This is a genomic window from Vibrio sp. R10-SG3-ISO10 (assembly GCF_059834185.1).
In genome coordinates, this window is the sequence record NZ_JCBDHG010000002.1 from 342,825 (window position 1) to 358,439 (window position 15,615).

Genomic DNA, 15,615 nt, shown 5'->3' on the forward strand with positions numbered 1-15,615 from the left:
ATGAAAGGCTTCGATTTCTTTAAGTTGTTTGATACCAAAGAACTATTCATCTATTACTGATGTTTCGCTACCGCTTTCATCAGTACCGACGTATCCATACGCCCGAAGCCATCTTGCTGCAGTTCGGCGTATTGTTCGTCCACCTTTTTAGTTAAAGGTAGCTCTAACCCAACGCGCTGTGCTTCTTTCAGACAGAAGCCCAAGTCCTTACGCATCCAATCAATCGCAAAACCAAAATCAAACTTATCTTGTGACATTGTCACGGCACGATTTTCCATTTGCCACGAGCCTGCTGCACCATGCTTTAATGTTTCAACGACTTGCTCGACATCTAAACCTGACTTCTGCGCAAGTAACAGCGCTTCACTTAAGCCTTGCAAGATACCACCGATACAAATCTGGTTAACCATTTTACAGCGCTGGCCTTGACCATTTTCACCCAGCAAGGTCATCTGTTTGGCATAAACATCCATGACTGGTGCAACTTGATCAAATATAGCCTGTTCACCACCACACATAATGGTAAGTACGCCATTCTCAGCCCCTGCTTGGCCGCCCGACACTGGCGCATCAATAAAGTGATTGCCATTGGTTTGAGCCGCTTTGGCAAGTTCCACCGCTAGTTCAGCGGAAGTCGTAGTATGGTCGACTAAGACTGCCCCTTCCTTTAGCCCTGCAAATACACCATCTTCGCCGTAGATAACACTGCGCACGTCATCATCGTTACCTACGCAGACAAATACAATGTCACAATCCTGTGCAGCCTGTTTTGGCGTCTCACACGCAGTGCCTTGGTAATCATTAGCCCATTGCTCTGCTTTAGCTTTGGTACGATTGAATACCTTAGTTTCATAGCCTGCTTTACTTAAAAACCCAGCCATTGGATAGCCCATCACACCTAAACCAATAAAGGCTACTTTCTGCTTAGTCATCCCTATCTCCTTTTGAATTTTATAGTTAGAGAGACAGTCTACTAAACATTAGCCGTTTGTTTGACTAAAAACTTTTTCAGCAAGCCATTGTAGAAGTATCGAACTTTGGTTGAGGTGTACAAACGTTAATAAGGCAGGTGTAGAGACTAAAACGCGCCATTGGGGGGATGGCGCGCGGCGTCATGGCAGTAATGGACGCGAGTCTGATACTAGCTATCTTCGACAAGAAAAAACATGAAAGGAATTAGGAAGAATTGTGCATGTTTTCTATCAAGTATTTTTATTAATCCAAAGATTGTAGAAGTCGCTGTAGCCACCTTTACTTATTTCAACGCCTTGAACTTCCACACTGCATGTCACCTTTTCTTTCCCATGAAATAATGGCAATAACTGTTGGTGGCGATATAAAGATTGCTCAATTTCTTTCAACGCTTGGTATGGGTTTTGGTGACTTACTGCCTTCTTAACAGCTTCACAGTGTTTTTGCATTGCTTCATCATTATAAATAAACCTCAATCCTGATGAGGCAAGTAGCCAATCATATAGCCCAAAATCTTGAGGTTGCTCGATAATTTCCTCTATGAACAAGATATCAGCCTGATCTCTCATCGCGCCGGGGTCACTGATATCTTCAAGTGTTTTTATATCCACTGTGACACCCGTTTTCTCAATGACATCTTTCAGCCAAGCGACCGTTTTCTTTAACAGCGGAATCGTTAGTTTTGGCTTGGTGATTACTAGGTGCCCTTCTAATCGAGGTGGTACCGCCTGCATTATCTTGCGCTCATATTGCGAAAAACTTAGGTCATCAACGACTAAATCGGAGTCAAAAAGCTTTCGTTGGCTCTGCACATAATCAATAAGCTTTTTAATGGTCGCTTGGGTAATTTCAGCGCCATTTCGATAATTGATCGCTAAGTAAGAAAGAGCATTGATCATACTCTCTTCCACCACACCTTCTTTACGATTAAAGCTCAAATTGTAATCTTGTAACTCTGAAGCTTCCGTCAGCGTTATTTGATCAAGTAGCGCACTATGCCCATAGTACTTACAATGCCGTTTTAAAACCAAGCGCTCGCTGTCCCACTCTTTGACGAAAAATGGTCCAGTCCCTACGTTTACACTTAACCCATTCGCGAACTCAGCTTTATCCTCACTGTATATCGAGGTATGGGGTAGACATAAGATATATAGAAAAAGCGGATTTGATTGACAAAGCTCAATCGTCAGTTGGTTTCGACTCACCACCTTAATGTCACAAACTTGCTCAAATAGATATTTAACAGGCCCATCTATCGACATGAGTTGATTTAAGCAATCCACAACATGAGTGACTTCTAATCTTTTACCGTTGTGACATACCACCTCTGGCCTTAACCAAAGATGTATAAATCGTCCTTCTAGCTGCCAACAGTGCGCTAGCCCAGCTTGAATTTTTCCTTCTTTGTCCTGCACAAGTAAGGTGTTGTATATACTGCGTAGAATTTGTAGTTCGGGCAATCTATAAGTTTTAGCTGGTTGTAATTTATCAACCCAAGGGTATTGAGTTATCAGTAAATTTCCGCACTCCTCATTGAGTTGATTTTGTTTTTCAGTGGCTAACGTTAGCGCTTTAACGGCAGTTTCTCCGAAGAGTTCCATCATCCGAGTAATGTTCGAAAAACGGCCATGTTCAAGCTCTGCAACAAATAACTTTTCTAGCACACAACATAGCGTCACTTTGATTTGCAGCTGGCTCAAATTGCCCCTGCCTTTCGAAGGAATCCAACAGATCCACCCCAGTTCAGACAAACTTTTAATGATGTTTGACGTATTTCTACGCGAGGTTGAAAAAGCGTTCTCCAATTCTTCGATCGCCAAGTGGTAAACCTTATCAGGTTCATATTTTAATAGTAGCTGCTGGAGTCTACGTAAGTTCGCGTCGCTCAATGGTTATCCAATAAGTTTAATAAATTCAATTGCATAATGTTGCGGGTCAAATGAAAACATATAACTTTCCTCTTGCCAATCTTTGCTGGAGAAAAATCAAATTGCGTTGATGCCATTCACCCGATCATAAATGCTACCTTGGTATGTATTTTATAAATTTGACCCCTACAGAGCGTGAGCACAATTCCGGGTTTACATTTAATCGCTACAAATAGAGAGCGGCAAAAATATCATTATTGTGAATATCAATAACGAGAAAACCCTATGAAAAAAATAACATCAATATTCGCTGCCACAGCTGCACTCTGTATTCCTCAAGTTGCCAGTGCCGAGGCAATACTTCATGCATTCAATTGGAAATACTCCGATGTCACTCAGAATGCACAACAAATTGCTGCCAACGGTTATAAGAAAGTGTTGATTTCACCAGCAATGAAGTCAAGTGGGACTCAATGGTGGGCACGCTATCAACCACAAGACCTCCGTGTTATCGACTCACCGCTAGGGAACAAACAAGACCTAGAGGCTATGATTGCGGCTCTTAAAGCGCAAGGGGTAGATGTCTATGCTGACGTCGTTCTGAATCACATGGCGAATGAATCTTGGAAACGCAGCGACCTCAATTACCCTGGTACCGACGTATTAAATGACTACTCATCTCGCGCTAGTTATTACGCAAATCAAAAACTGTTTGGTGATTTGAGCCAAAACCTGTTCTCAGCATCAGACTTTCACCCTGCAGGATGTATCACTAACTGGAACGATCCAGGTCACGTTCAGTACTGGCGACTATGTGGCGCGGATGGTGATACCGGTCTACCAGACTTAGATCCGAACAACTGGGTTATATCACAACAAAAAAGTTACCTTAAAGCGCTAAAGTCGATGGGTATCAAAGGCTTCCGTATTGATGCGGTTAAACATATGAGCCAATATCAGATCGATCAAATTTTCTCTTCTGACATTACATCCGGAATGCACGTGTTTGGTGAGGTGATTACTAGTGGCGGCAAAGGTGATTCCGGTTACGAAGCATTCTTAGCCCCATACCTTAACAACACCAATCATGCTGCATACGATTTCCCACTGTTTGCTTCTATTCGAGGTGCTTTCTCTTTTGGTGGTGGGCTAAACCAACTGCATGATCCGCAGGCGTATGGTCAAGCATTAGAAGATGCACGCGCGATTACCTTTACTATCACCCACGATATCCCGACGAATGATGGTTTCCGTTACCAAATTATGGACCCTACCGACGAAAAACTCGCCTACGCCTACATTCTAGGCAAAGATGGGGGAACGCCTCTTATCTACAGTGATGAACTGCCTGACAGCGAAGATAAAGATAATGGACGATGGGCAGATGTTTGGAAAGATTCAACCATGATCAACATGCTCAAATTCCACAATGCGATGCAAGGTAAATCAATGACCATGCTACACAGTGATCAATGTACCTTGCTGTTCAAGCGCGGCAAAGAAGGGGTTGTCGGAATCAATAAATGTGGTGAAAGTAAAACAATCACTGTTGATACCTACCAGAATGAGTTTAACTGGCACGTTGCGTATAAAGATGTCTTAAGCTCAGATACGACAACAGTTAACTCACGTTACCACCAATTTACTGTACCCGCACGCACCGCTAGAATGTGGAAGCTGTAGCAGTACACCATCTCAAAGGCCTAATCATCGCTTAGGCCTTTGAACTAACCTCTAGACACCTAAGACCGCTATCCTAAACCTTGGCTTTTACTATAATTATTTTGTGTGTAAGAATGTCTGACCACACTGTTATGGATTAAGTCGTACCTATGAAATTTCAAGCTGCCATCTTTGATATGGATGGGCTATTACTCGACACTGAACGCGTTTGTATGCGTGTGTTTAAGCAAGCCTGTGAAAATGTCAATCTCCCTTTCTATGAAGACGTGTATCTATCAATCATCGGTAGAAACTCTGCGGGCATTGATCTGATTCTTCGCCAAGCATATGGTGACGATCTTGATAGGCTGCATGCAGAATGGCGCATAAATTACGATGCCATCGTCAAGTATCAGGCAATACCGGTAAAAGATGGTGTTGTTGAGCTACTAGAGTGGTTGAAAAGCAACAATGTTCCAACTGCAGTGGCGACCTCCACTCATCGTGAAGTCGCAACGATTAAACTCGAACTCGCTGGTTTGTCTAAGTATTTTGATAGTTTGACTTGCGGCTGTGAGGTCACACACGGTAAACCTGACCCAGAAATTTACTTACTTGCAGCTGAGCGCCTAGATGTACAGCCAGAACACTGCCTTGCATTTGAAGACTCCAATAATGGCGTTCGCAGTGCCGTCGCAGCTCATATGACGACATTCCAAATCCCCGATCTTGTTGAGCCTTGCGAAGAGGTCACCGCATTGGGTCATCAGATCCAGCCTTCCTTAATTGATGTCCTTGCTTATTTAAAAGCAGATCACTAATCGCCATGCAGGCTTAGACCAACTAAGCCTGTTTGTTTTGTTTATTAGTAATTCCTTATATCCTTTCCAAATTGTCAATAACCAGCTGTTCAAATAAAAAATTCCTTAAGGGCTTTTTATCCGATTTATGTATCCCAATGTTTGTTATTGCCGGATAACAATCTGAATAAGGAATAACAATGACAAACCAATACGTACCACCAAAAGTATGGAAAATGGATGACGAGAACGGCGGCCAATGGGCGAGTATCAACCGTCCTGATTCTGGTGCTCGTCATGAGAAAGCGTTACCTGTTGGTCAGCACCCTATCCAGCTACACTCTATGGGTACTCCAAATGGTCAGAAAGTCACAATCATGCTCGAAGAATTGCTTGCACTCGGCGTGACAGAGGCTGAGTACGATGCATACTTAATTAAGATTGGCGAAGGCGACCAGTTTGGTTCCGGCTTCGTTGAGATAAACCCAAACTCAAAAATTCCTGCATTAGTTGACCAATCAGGCGATACTCCGATTAATGTTTTCGAGTCAGGCAATATTCTGCTTTATCTTGCAGAGAAATTCGGTCACTTCCTACCAAGTGAAGTTACTGCAAAAACTCAAGTCATGAATTGGTTATTCTGGCTTCAGGGTTCTGCCCCTTACCTTGGTGGCGGATTTGGTCACTTCTATGCTTACGCGCCAGAGAAGTTCGAATACCCGATCAATCGCTTTGCCATGGAGACAAAACGCCAGTTAGATGTTCTTGATAAACAACTGGCAAACAACACCTTTATCGCCGGTGAAGAGTACAGTATCGCTGATATCGCAATCTGGCCTTGGTATGGCAATCTAGTGTTAGGTAAGACATATGATGCCGCAGAATTCCTAGACGTTGATAGCTACAAAAACTTGAAACGTTGGGCGGAGCAAATTGAAGCCCGTGAAGCAGTGCAACGTGGTCGCATTGTTAACCGAGCTTGGGGCGAAGATTGGGAGCAAGTTCCTGAACGTCACAGTGCTGAAGATATTGATAAAGTACTGGCTCTGAAACCTTAGCCCTAATCAATACAATCCATAAAGCCCTGCTAAATAATTAGCAGGGCTTTTATTTTGTCCACAACAAAGAACTGAGCCCCACCCCTCACAACCGAAATCAACCACAAAACATGGGGTTGATTCGATGAGTCTAATTAATAATAATTATCATTACATTAAGTTGAGGTGGATATGGATAATCAACAGTTACTTTATAACGCATTTTACAAATCTCAGGATCGATTTCTTGATCGTTATACTCAGTGTGGGTTTGAACCTGATGTCATTCACGACTACATACATTGGGGTATGTTGTTGGCGTCTCAATACGAGTCTGGAACCGACAACGAAAACCCACTTCTGTGTGAGCTTTTCCTGCGCCAACTCTATTTTCACCTGCTTGATGCTATTCAAGATCCAATACGCAGCCGAATTTTTCGTCGAGTCTGCCTAGACTCTATCCATACTCCGTTGATGTGTCTAAAACGCTACTACTATCAATGGGAAGATGGTGACGTTCAGTTTTTACACCTAAAACAACAATTACAGCGCATACAAGCGCCATTAGACTAATTCAAAAGGACCCAATGATGACTCAACGCCCTACTGCACAAGAATTTCGTACCGAGAAAGACAGTATGGGAGAGGTAAAAGTACCTCTTAATGCTCTATACCAAGCTCAAACTCAGCGTGCTGTCGATAACTTTCACTTCAGTAAACATGTGATGCCGGAAGGCTTTATTAAAGCACTGGCCTACATTAAGCAAACCGCCGCTTTGACCAATGCACAACTAGGACTGCTAGAAGGTGATATCGCACAGGCTATCGCAGATGCAGCACAAACCATCATTGATGGCGAGCACATGGAGCACTTCCCTATCGATGTCTATCAGACTGGGTCTGGTACCAGTTCAAACATGAATGCCAATGAAGTGATCGCAACGCTCGCCTCGCAATTACTTGGTGGCGATGTGAATCCTAACGACCACGTTAACATGGGACAAAGCAGTAACGACGTTGTTCCTACTGCGATCCAAATTAGTTCCGTATTAGCGATAGAAACGCAGCTTATCCCAGCGTTAAACCACCTTTCACAGGTGCTAACCGATAAACGAACCGAAGTTGGCGAGAGTGTTAAAACCGGCCGAACGCACTTGATGGATGCGATGCCTATTACTTTCGACCAAGAACTAGGTGGCTGGCAGTTCCAAATCGAACAAGCGAAAGCTGGAATCGAACAATCTCTGACTGCAGTCAAAGCCTTAGCTCAAGGTGGTACGGCTGTTGGCACAGGTATTAACGCTGACCCGAGATTCGCGACCAAGTTCGCAGACAACCTCGCCCAAGCAACACGTATTGATTTTGCTTCTAGCGAGAATTTCTTCTACAACCTCAGCAGCCAAGATGCCGTTGTTGCGCTTTCAGGTCAGTTAAAAACGGCCGCGGTAGCAACAATGAAGATTGCTAACGATCTACGCTGGATGAACTCTGGACCGCTGGCAGGTTTGGGTGAAATTGAACTGCAAGGTCTTCAGCCTGGTTCATCAATCATGCCAGGAAAAGTTAACCCTGTAATTCCAGAAGCGGCAGCAATGGCAGCCGCTCAAGTGATAGGCAACGACACGACAATCACGGTGGCCGGTCAGTCAGGAAACTTTCAGCTTAACGTTATGCTACCAGTGATTGCTCACAACGTACTGGAGAGCATTGAGCTACTCGCTAACAGCGCAACCGCGCTAGCAGATAAGGCAATCGCCACATTTAAGGTCCGCGAAGACAACCTCGAAGTCGCATTGGCGAAAAATCCAATTCTGGTGACAGCCTTAAACCCAGTGATTGGCTACCTGAAAGCAGCAGAGATTGCGAAAAAGGCCTACAAAGAAGGTGAAGCGATTATTGATGTTGCTGAACGTGAAACCGATTTAGATCGTGCAACACTAGAACGTTTGTTGAACCCAACGAAGTTGACCAAAGGTGGTGTCGCTGAATAGCGTATTTGGTCGGTCAAAACAGAAAGCACACATCCTTGTGTTGTGTGCTCTGGACTAAATCCAAGCCAGAGACAACAGCAAAAATGGTAAGGCAATCGCCGATGCCATTTTTGCTAACGCCAAAAACTCTCTTAGCATCACTTCACGCTTAGGTGAAACGGCTGCTTGCGAGAATGACGCCGCAACTTGTGCACTGTTCATATGTCCTCAAACAAATGAGATGTGAAAGGAGCGGCAATTCTATATCTAGCTCTGCTTGACTTCAACTGATATAAAATTAGCGAATATTTTGCGCAATTCTCCACAATACGCCTGATGGATCAATTACGCAGAACTCCAGCATTCCCCACGGCTGCTCAATCAACTCAGTCACTTTACAACTAAAGTTTTGCGCTATCTGCGAGTCTTTGACATGACTAAACCAACTGTTCGCATCCTCAACCAGTATGTGCATCATGGTGTTTTCTGCATGCTCAACGTTGTAGTAGTTTTGCAGCAAAAAAGCGTGGCTATCTCGCCTTAGGTAAGCGACATCACCAAATACAGAGGCAACTTCAAAACCCAGAGCTTGATAAAATCGTTGAGACTCATTGAAGTCTTTACTTGGAACAAACGATTTAATTTCTGTGATGGCTAAATTACTCATGATGAGCTTCCTTTCTCTCGGCAAAATTTACTAGGTGAGCAAAGGATACTCTGTTTGATAGTGAGAATCGATATCAATAACCAATTTTCGTCACAACCATCTTGTGATCGGAGCCATTCGGCTTTTCTACACTCCTACGCTCACAGATCCTTCTGCCACTTTGACTCGACTTAAGCCATAAATGGTCGATCGCAATCATAGTAAAATCCGGGGTTTGAAGTTGACTCGCCCAATTTGGCCAACTCGCTACGGGGGCGGTTTGAAAACTAGGGAACATTTTTCCAAATCGAAGGCTCACGGAAGAGAGGTTAAAGTCGCCGACAACCAACACTTCGTCACTGATATACAACTGATTTAATGACTCAATAGTACGGATAATGGCATTGCGTCGATACCATAGCTCTTTGGTCCTCGGGGAGGTGGGGTGCGCCACCATAAGCGTAATATTAGGATGTTTGTTTGGGTGCCATGTCCCACGAATAATCGCTTGTTCATCAGGCGTGAGAAAAACCGACATATCTTTTAGTGGTGAGCGACTTAACACCATCTGACTCGATGGATAACCTATTCCCTCTTGACCGCCATAGTAATAAGGGTAAACGTCATCAAGGGTTTTAAGCTTCTCACCTATTTCCGGAGCCACCTCTTGGAGAACCACCAAATCACTTGGATTGGCGAGCAAATAATTAATGAACCCATTTACATTGTCGTTCTCGTAGTAAAGGTTAAATTGAGTCACTGTGATTGGGTTGACGCAATTGGTAGTGAGCACACGGTTCGACTTAGGTGTGAGCAAAAAGAACACGCCAGAAACGACCAAGCAAACACACGCTTGCAGCCAATGTTTTCCGAGACAGAAGCCAACACTCATCACCCAATATACAAGCAGAAAGATCGCCGGAAATGCGACGATGTTTTCTATCCACCACGTTGACTCGTAGAACGACAGGCTCACCCAAGCCAATGCTGGAATGAATACGATAAACCAAATAACTGCTCTTTTCACCGAGACTCACTCTAAAGAATAAGGTTCAGTAAGTATGGTCTACATAACGTGAATGTCTCCAGATTGTCTTAATCTTAAGCAGCTAGTTTGTTATAGCCAACTCTCAAATTTCGATAACAATCAATAATATTGGAGAATGTGAATGAAACTATAAAATCAATAACGCTATACTTATCGAACAGAGCTAACCCTCTCAAGGAGTGATATGAGCAAGCTAACGGACAAAAAACTAATCAATCTTATCACCTATGCTCCCGCTACAATCGTTGCTTTTTTTACCCTGCTATGGGTATCGTTTACCGTTAGAGACACCATCCTAAGCTCTCAAGAAGATCTCGCTTCACTTCAACAGGATTACGAGCAAAGACAGCTTGTCGAATTAACCAACCGTGTAGAGTACGTCACAGAGCAAATTGAGTTCGCCCGTGACCAAACAGAACAACAACTAGAAAGTACGATTAAAGAGCGAATCTACGAAGCACACGCTATCGCCACTCGCATCTACGAAAACAACAAACAACTCCCTGAAAAACAAGTCACTAAGCTCATCACTGACGCCTTAAGAGATATTCGCTTCAATAACGGACGCGGCTACTTCTTTATCTATAAGACGGAAGGCCTCAATGTTATGCACCCTCTGCTCCCTAGAGTGGAAGGGACGTCTTTATGGGATTTCAGAGACGTACGCGGTAGCTACATTGTCCGAGAAATGGGCGAACAAGTTAAAGCTAAGGGCGAAGACTTTTATCGCTGGTGGTTTGTAAAACCCAATAACAAGAATCATGAGTTTGAAAAAATTGGGTTCGGTAAATATTTTGCACCCTATGATTGGTTTATTGGTACGGGTGACTATGTTGTCGACGTGGAAAATGACATCAAAGCGACTTCGCTCGAATGGTTAAAAAACTTAAGATTTGGTGAGCACGGCTATGTCTTTGTCGTTGATGAGAACGGTCAAGTTCTCTCTCATTTAGATCAGTCGTTAATTGGCAAAAGCATCTTTGATATTGGTAGTGAAGAAGTTAAAGAAGGCGCGAAGCGTATCATGGAAACCAACAAGGGCATTGTGAAATACATCGCGCCTGTTGGCCCTTCTAATATCTCTAACTACTCTAAAACCAGTTACGTCGTCAAAGATGAAAACTGGGGGTGGACAATCGGTGCAGGTATTTATAACGAACTAAACAATCAATATTTGGCCAGCCGTGCTCAACAAGCTGAACAAGAACAAAAAGCAACACTACAGCAAATGCTAGTCATTGGTGGATTCACGATATTCGTTGTCGCTGCTTTGTCTTTAGTGCTTAGCCGACTTATCGCTAATCGATTCAAGCGATTTGAAAAAAGAATTAACCGCGATTTTGATGATTTACAAGATACCAAGGACAAACTCGAATACATGGCAAGTCACGACGAGTTAACCGGACTGCCTAACCGAGCCCAACTTCACAACAATATTCGACAAGGTATTCAACTTTCCGAAAAGGCATGTTGTCAATTAGCAGTCATGTTTGTTGATCTAGACGACTTTAAGAAAGTGAATGACTTATACGGACACAGTGCCGGCGACAAGTTACTTAGTGAAATCGGTAAGAAGTTTGATGAGTTCTTAGGTCCAAATGACTTCGTCGCTCGCTTTGGTGGCGATGAGTTTATCTTCTGTTTCTCTAAGCTGAAAAACCTTTCTGAAACCGAATCGAAAGTCGACAAGATAAAAAACGTGTTTAAACAACAGTTTGTTATCGATGGTAAGGTTATTTTTGCCAGCTGCTCTATTGGCGTCTCCATGTATCCATCAGATGGAGAGGAGCCTGAGGATTTGATTTCAAAGGCCGATATCGTTCTCTATAAATCTAAGGCACGTCAAAAAGGCGATGTTCTGTTCTTCGACAGCTCCATCAATAAACAGGTGCAGTACGATTTCTTGCTTGAGAGAGAGTTAAGAGAAGCCATCGAACGTGACGAGCTGACCGTCAGCTATCAACCTCAAGTCAACGCCCAAACGGGTGAGCTGCATGGCGTTGAAAGCCTACTGCGCTGGTATAACCCACAACTTGGAAATGTGTCTCCATTAGAGTTTATTTCACTCGCCGAAGAGATCGGACTCATAGGTCAGATCGGAGAGTTCGTACTAAACAAAGCCTGTGAAGAGTTTACCCGTGTCTTCCCATCTCCAGAGTACAACTCTACCCTATCGATTAACATCTCCCCAATGCAGTTAATGGATAAGGCCTTCATCAGCCAACTAATAAAAGCGATAGAAACTAACAACTTACCAAGCAGTCGAATTACGTTAGAGATAACGGAAAATGTGTTAATCAGCGACCTACCCAAAGTGACTCCTATTATTAATCAGATAAAAGAGCTTGGCTTTACGATTTCTCTTGATGACTTTGGCACCGGTTATTCATCTTTGAGTTATTTGAGTAATCTACCGTTGGACGAACTCAAAATTGACCGAGTCTTTGTCGATAAGATGCTGAGCTCTGAACGAAGTGACTCTTTGGTAAAAGCAATTCTCGCTATCGCGCAGTCCGCCAAGATGAGGGTTGTTGCTGAAGGCGTGGAGACTGAAGCGCAGAAAGCCGTACTGATCGAATATGGATGCGATATTTTGCAGGGCTACCTTATTGAAAGGCCAATGCCCATTGCACAATTGGCAGAAAAGTATGCTGAGTTATAGTTCACGTAATTTTGTTGACACTGAGGTTACAAATCTCGCTAAAAAGTCGCTAACATTTGTAGGACTTCCTTCATTTGGTTAATGGTTTTTCATGGCCCTACGCTTATACGCTACTTTATTCTTTGGCTTATTTGCCTTCGATGCAAATGCATCTTTGCAGCAGATTTGGCAACAGTTTTATCAAAGCGCATGGTCTATAAATGAAGTGACATTGTCACAAGAAAAACTCTCTCAGTATCCTCATGAGTTACTCACTTCAGACAGCCAATATCCCAATTTTAGCCAGTTTTCGTGGCTAGACCTTGAGACACTTTCTAAAGTCGCAACACAATGTCAGGCTCCTTTAATTTATAGTCCTTCTCTGAAAAGCGCGATTGAGTTTGAGCTTTATATTTGCAACGAGAAGGCGATCCCGGACTCATGGTTTAAGGAAAATCCGAAACGCCACCCTGCTGGAGGCACTTTTGTCGACCGCTACTTCGAAAGCATCAAGCCAGTTAACGACCAACTAGTGGTTTGGTTATCTGGCGACAACCCATCACACCCATTACGAAGTGTATTCAACCAGATTTCAGAGACTGGAAGAGACGCACTACTTAAAGGTTACCGGGCTTGGCTAGAACCTGATGCTCTATGGCTCAATGGAGAACAAGGCTGGAAGAAGATTCTCAACAAAGATTGGCAGCCTATTGCACAGCAGTTTGCGCTCACGATTAATGGCCGCCAGTGTGACTTTCGCTATAGCAACCTGTGTATCGCTAAAGCTCAATCCAATGGATATATTGCGACGATACTCGCTTACGCCGTCTCTTTAGTATTGGCTTTGATCTTAGCTCGCACTCTTTATCTAAAACGTCAGCAAAGCCGGAACAAGCGTTTTATCTTACAGCTACTGACACATGAGCTGCGTACTCCCATTGCCAGTCTCGGTATGACCGTCGACCTTTTTCGCCAAGAGTTTGATTCGTTGAGTGATAACTCGCAACAGGCAATGTGGCGTTTGTTAGAAGACTATCAAAGGCTAGCTCAGCTCACCGAAGCCAGCAAAGGGTACTTGAGTTCAAAAGAAAGCTACAACGACGCCAATCAAGAAGCCTATTTAAGTGAATGGTTAGATCATACTTGCTCTGGGCAGAGCGTTGACTTCTGTTTGGATGAAGACAAACAACTCACACTCCCCTTCTATTGGCTCAGTATCTGTTTGAACAACCTGATAATAAATGCCAAACAACATGGTGAATCTCCAATCAAAGTCCATGTTTCTGCCAATGAGAAGCTCTGTATTACCGTTTCGGATGCTGGACAATTCCCTTCCTATTGGGATCGTATCAGAGTGAGAAAAAACACCAACCAAGACAGTAATATGGGCATCGGCCTAAGTTTGGTTCGCCATCTGATGTCGCACCTCGGTGGGAAACTTACCATCAACACCAATCCAACACGCATTACTTTGGAGCTGCCTCTATGAATTCAATCCTGCTCGTTGAAGACGATCAACTGCTCGGTCAAGGAGTCCAAGCCTTCTTACAATCCAATGGGTATCATTGTACTTGGGTTATCAACGCTAAAGAGGCCGGAAAACACTGGTTTAGTGCTGATCTCGTGATATTAGATCGCCAACTTCAAGATGGCGACAGCCTTAATCACTTACCCACTTGGTTACAAACGAAAGCACTGCCTGTGATCGTGCTAACAGCTAAAATCGAGGTTGAGCAACGCGTCGAAGGGTTAATGTGTGGTGCGAAAGACTATATGACTAAGCCCTTTGCACAAGAAGAACTCTTAGCCCGTATCGTTACTCACCTTCGTCCTCTGGGCTCAAGTACGATCGCTTATAAAACCCTTTCTATTGATGTATCTATGCGACAGGTGCTCGACCAAGATAAACCAGTCACCCTGAAACCGAAGGAGTTCCAGCTTCTCGTTCTCTTAATACAAAACCAAGGTCGTGTTTTCCATCGTGAAGAGCTGCTTAATAAGATCTGGGGTTACCAAGCCTTTCCCACAACCCGAACCGTAGACAACCATATCTTAAAGCTACGTAATACGTTACCGTGTTTAGAGATAGAAACACATCGCGGTGTAGGATATCGATTGGTGGAAAGCTCATGAAACATAAAGCTTGGATGGTTCCACCATTGCTGATTGCTCTCGTTGCTCCTTTTTGCGCGGCAAACAACACTCCATGGTTTCGCAATACACCAATGCAGTCGACCATGGAGGCTGTGCTCGAAAAGCAACCTAAACAAGCATGGCAAGAACTCACTCTCACCCTGAGTCAGAATCACATTGACCCTAAACATTGGCAACCTGTTAAAGAGGCTATATTAGCACAATCAAACTGTGGTCATCAGCTTGATACAAGTTTGTCTGCGATACCTCCTCGGTTAACGCTCTCTTTTATCAGTCGTAGCGGTTTCTCTAGCAGCGGCTACCAAGTCAAGGTATCGACAGAAGAAACACCACAAGGTGGTCATTTCTCGCTGGTCGATCAACAAGGGGTTACTCTGTTGTCGGGAGAGATTGAGCCTCACAAGAGCTATCAAGAATGGGAAACCAACGAACTCATTGTTGTTCCTGATGCGGGACTCTACTATTTGAAATACAATCGCAACGAGCTGCCTGTTGTTGTTTCTCATTACGATAGCAACCACTGGCTTAATCGTTCAACAATGAATAGCTCTCAGATTCAAGCGAGCCTTCCTCAACTCAATAACGGCTGTGCAAAACCCGTTGTGAATCTCCAATGGTTTGATTCCGATTACAATCAAGTAGGGAGCAAAAAAGCACTACAAGTGACAAGCAATCAAATAAGACTAGAGCAACTGCAACCTCCTACAAATGCTCACCACTTAAGTGCCTCTACTCTCATTTTTGAGTATCAGCCCGGAGTAAAAATAGAGTACATTCATCGTATCTCGTTACCCTTTGCGAATAGAGACAAATAGGT

At 43.7% G+C, this 15,615-nt stretch carries 14 protein-coding genes; 9 read left to right on the forward strand and 5 right to left on the reverse strand.

Going from position 1 to position 15,615, the window contains the following annotated elements; all coding sequences use genetic code 11:
- Positions 1–53: 53 nt before the first annotated feature.
- Both AC6R16_RS02340 and AC6R16_RS02345 read right to left on the reverse strand, forming a co-directional pair.
- Entirely contained in the window at positions 54–932 is an 879-nt protein-coding gene (locus tag AC6R16_RS02340) for an NAD(P)-dependent oxidoreductase (RefSeq protein WP_500673456.1), read from the reverse strand.
- Positions 933–1,202: 270 nt separating this feature from the next.
- Entirely contained in the window at positions 1,203–2,861 is a 1,659-nt protein-coding gene (locus tag AC6R16_RS02345; protein ID WP_500673457.1) for an ABC transporter substrate-binding protein, read from the reverse strand.
- Between the two features lie 264 nt (positions 2,862–3,125).
- Here AC6R16_RS02345 and AC6R16_RS02350 point away from each other — a divergent pair, with 264 nt between their 5' ends.
- The 5 genes from AC6R16_RS02350 (at position 3,126) to AC6R16_RS02370 (ending at position 8,330) form a co-directional block, all read left to right on the forward strand.
- Positions 3,126–4,523 carry an alpha-amylase family protein gene (locus AC6R16_RS02350; protein WP_500673458.1) on the forward strand — a complete coding sequence of 466 codons (1,398 nt, stop codon included), beginning with the start codon at positions 3,126–3,128 and terminating at the stop codon, positions 4,521–4,523.
- 149 nt (positions 4,524–4,672) lie between these two features.
- Complete coding sequence (locus tag AC6R16_RS02355; protein WP_500673459.1) at positions 4,673–5,323, forward strand: HAD family hydrolase; 651 nt, start codon at positions 4,673–4,675, stop codon at positions 5,321–5,323.
- Between the two features lie 179 nt (positions 5,324–5,502).
- Positions 5,503–6,360, forward strand: a complete 858-nt coding sequence (yghU, locus tag AC6R16_RS02360; protein WP_500673460.1) for a glutathione-dependent disulfide-bond oxidoreductase — start codon at positions 5,503–5,505, stop codon at positions 6,358–6,360.
- A 171-nt stretch (positions 6,361–6,531) separates the two neighbouring features.
- Positions 6,532–6,912, forward strand: coding sequence for a hypothetical protein (locus tag AC6R16_RS02365; RefSeq protein ID WP_500673461.1), 381 nt, complete (start codon positions 6,532–6,534; stop codon positions 6,910–6,912).
- Between the two features lie 17 nt (positions 6,913–6,929).
- Positions 6,930–8,330: a class II fumarate hydratase gene (locus AC6R16_RS02370; RefSeq protein ID WP_500673591.1), complete on the forward strand. Its 1,401-nt coding sequence runs from the start codon at positions 6,930–6,932 to the stop codon at positions 8,328–8,330.
- Positions 8,331–8,384: 54 nt separating this feature from the next.
- Here AC6R16_RS02370 and AC6R16_RS02375 read toward each other — a convergent pair whose 3' ends face one another.
- From AC6R16_RS02375 to AC6R16_RS02385, 3 genes are all read right to left on the reverse strand, one after another.
- Positions 8,385–8,531 carry a hypothetical protein gene (locus AC6R16_RS02375; protein ID WP_239824320.1) on the reverse strand — a complete coding sequence of 49 codons (147 nt, stop codon included), beginning with the start codon at positions 8,529–8,531 and terminating at the stop codon, positions 8,385–8,387.
- A gap of 76 nt (positions 8,532–8,607) precedes the next feature.
- The gene (locus tag AC6R16_RS02380) at positions 8,608–8,976 is read right to left on the reverse strand and encodes a VOC family protein (protein WP_500673462.1); all 369 of its coding nucleotides are present in this window, start codon (positions 8,974–8,976) and stop codon (positions 8,608–8,610) included.
- Positions 8,977–9,049: 73 nt separating this feature from the next.
- Positions 9,050–9,982, reverse strand: a complete 933-nt coding sequence (locus AC6R16_RS02385) for an endonuclease/exonuclease/phosphatase family protein (protein WP_500673463.1) — start codon at positions 9,980–9,982, stop codon at positions 9,050–9,052.
- 205 nt (positions 9,983–10,187) lie between these two features.
- Here AC6R16_RS02385 and AC6R16_RS02390 point away from each other — a divergent pair, with 205 nt between their 5' ends.
- The 4 genes from AC6R16_RS02390 (at position 10,188) to AC6R16_RS02405 (ending at position 15,613) form a co-directional block, all read left to right on the forward strand.
- Positions 10,188–12,665, forward strand: a complete 2,478-nt coding sequence (locus tag AC6R16_RS02390; protein WP_500673464.1) for a bifunctional diguanylate cyclase/phosphodiesterase — start codon at positions 10,188–10,190, stop codon at positions 12,663–12,665.
- 91 nt (positions 12,666–12,756) lie between these two features.
- Entirely contained in the window at positions 12,757–14,133 is a 1,377-nt protein-coding gene (locus tag AC6R16_RS02395; protein WP_500673465.1) for an ATP-binding protein, read from the forward strand.
- Positions 14,130–14,777, forward strand: coding sequence for a response regulator transcription factor (locus tag AC6R16_RS02400; RefSeq protein WP_500673466.1), 648 nt, complete (start codon positions 14,130–14,132; stop codon positions 14,775–14,777). The genes AC6R16_RS02395 and AC6R16_RS02400 overlap by 4 nt, the downstream gene beginning before the upstream one ends.
- On the forward strand, positions 14,774–15,613 hold the full coding sequence (locus tag AC6R16_RS02405) for a DUF2861 family protein (RefSeq protein WP_500673467.1): 840 nt from the start codon (positions 14,774–14,776) through the stop codon (positions 15,611–15,613). The genes AC6R16_RS02400 and AC6R16_RS02405 overlap by 4 nt, the downstream gene beginning before the upstream one ends.
- Positions 15,614–15,615 lie beyond the last annotated feature (2 nt).

Bases quoted from the DNA above. Each gene is read 5' to 3' on its own strand.
- AC6R16_RS02355 (WP_500673459.1), top strand. From the start codon at position 4,673: ATGAAATTTCAAGCTGCCATCTTTGATATGGATGGGCTATTACTCGAC.
- AC6R16_RS02375 (WP_239824320.1), bottom strand. From the start codon at position 8,531: ATGAACAGTGCACAAGTTGCGGCGTCATTCTCGCAAGCAGCCGTTTCA.
- AC6R16_RS02405 (WP_500673467.1), top strand. From the start codon at position 14,774: ATGAAACATAAAGCTTGGATGGTTCCACCATTGCTGATTGCTCTCGTT.
- AC6R16_RS02370 (WP_500673591.1), top strand. From the start codon at position 6,930: ATGACTCAACGCCCTACTGCACAAGAATTTCGTACCGAGAAAGACAGT.
- AC6R16_RS02350 (WP_500673458.1), top strand. From the start codon at position 3,126: ATGAAAAAAATAACATCAATATTCGCTGCCACAGCTGCACTCTGTATT.
- AC6R16_RS02340 (WP_500673456.1), bottom strand. From the start codon at position 932: ATGACTAAGCAGAAAGTAGCCTTTATTGGTTTAGGTGTGATGGGCTAT.
- AC6R16_RS02395 (WP_500673465.1), top strand. From the start codon at position 12,757: ATGGCCCTACGCTTATACGCTACTTTATTCTTTGGCTTATTTGCCTTC.
- AC6R16_RS02400 (WP_500673466.1), top strand. From the start codon at position 14,130: ATGAATTCAATCCTGCTCGTTGAAGACGATCAACTGCTCGGTCAAGGA.
- AC6R16_RS02380 (WP_500673462.1), bottom strand. From the start codon at position 8,976: ATGAGTAATTTAGCCATCACAGAAATTAAATCGTTTGTTCCAAGTAAA.
- yghU (WP_500673460.1), top strand. From the start codon at position 5,503: ATGACAAACCAATACGTACCACCAAAAGTATGGAAAATGGATGACGAG.
- AC6R16_RS02390 (WP_500673464.1), top strand. From the start codon at position 10,188: ATGAGCAAGCTAACGGACAAAAAACTAATCAATCTTATCACCTATGCT.
- AC6R16_RS02365 (WP_500673461.1), top strand. From the start codon at position 6,532: ATGGATAATCAACAGTTACTTTATAACGCATTTTACAAATCTCAGGAT.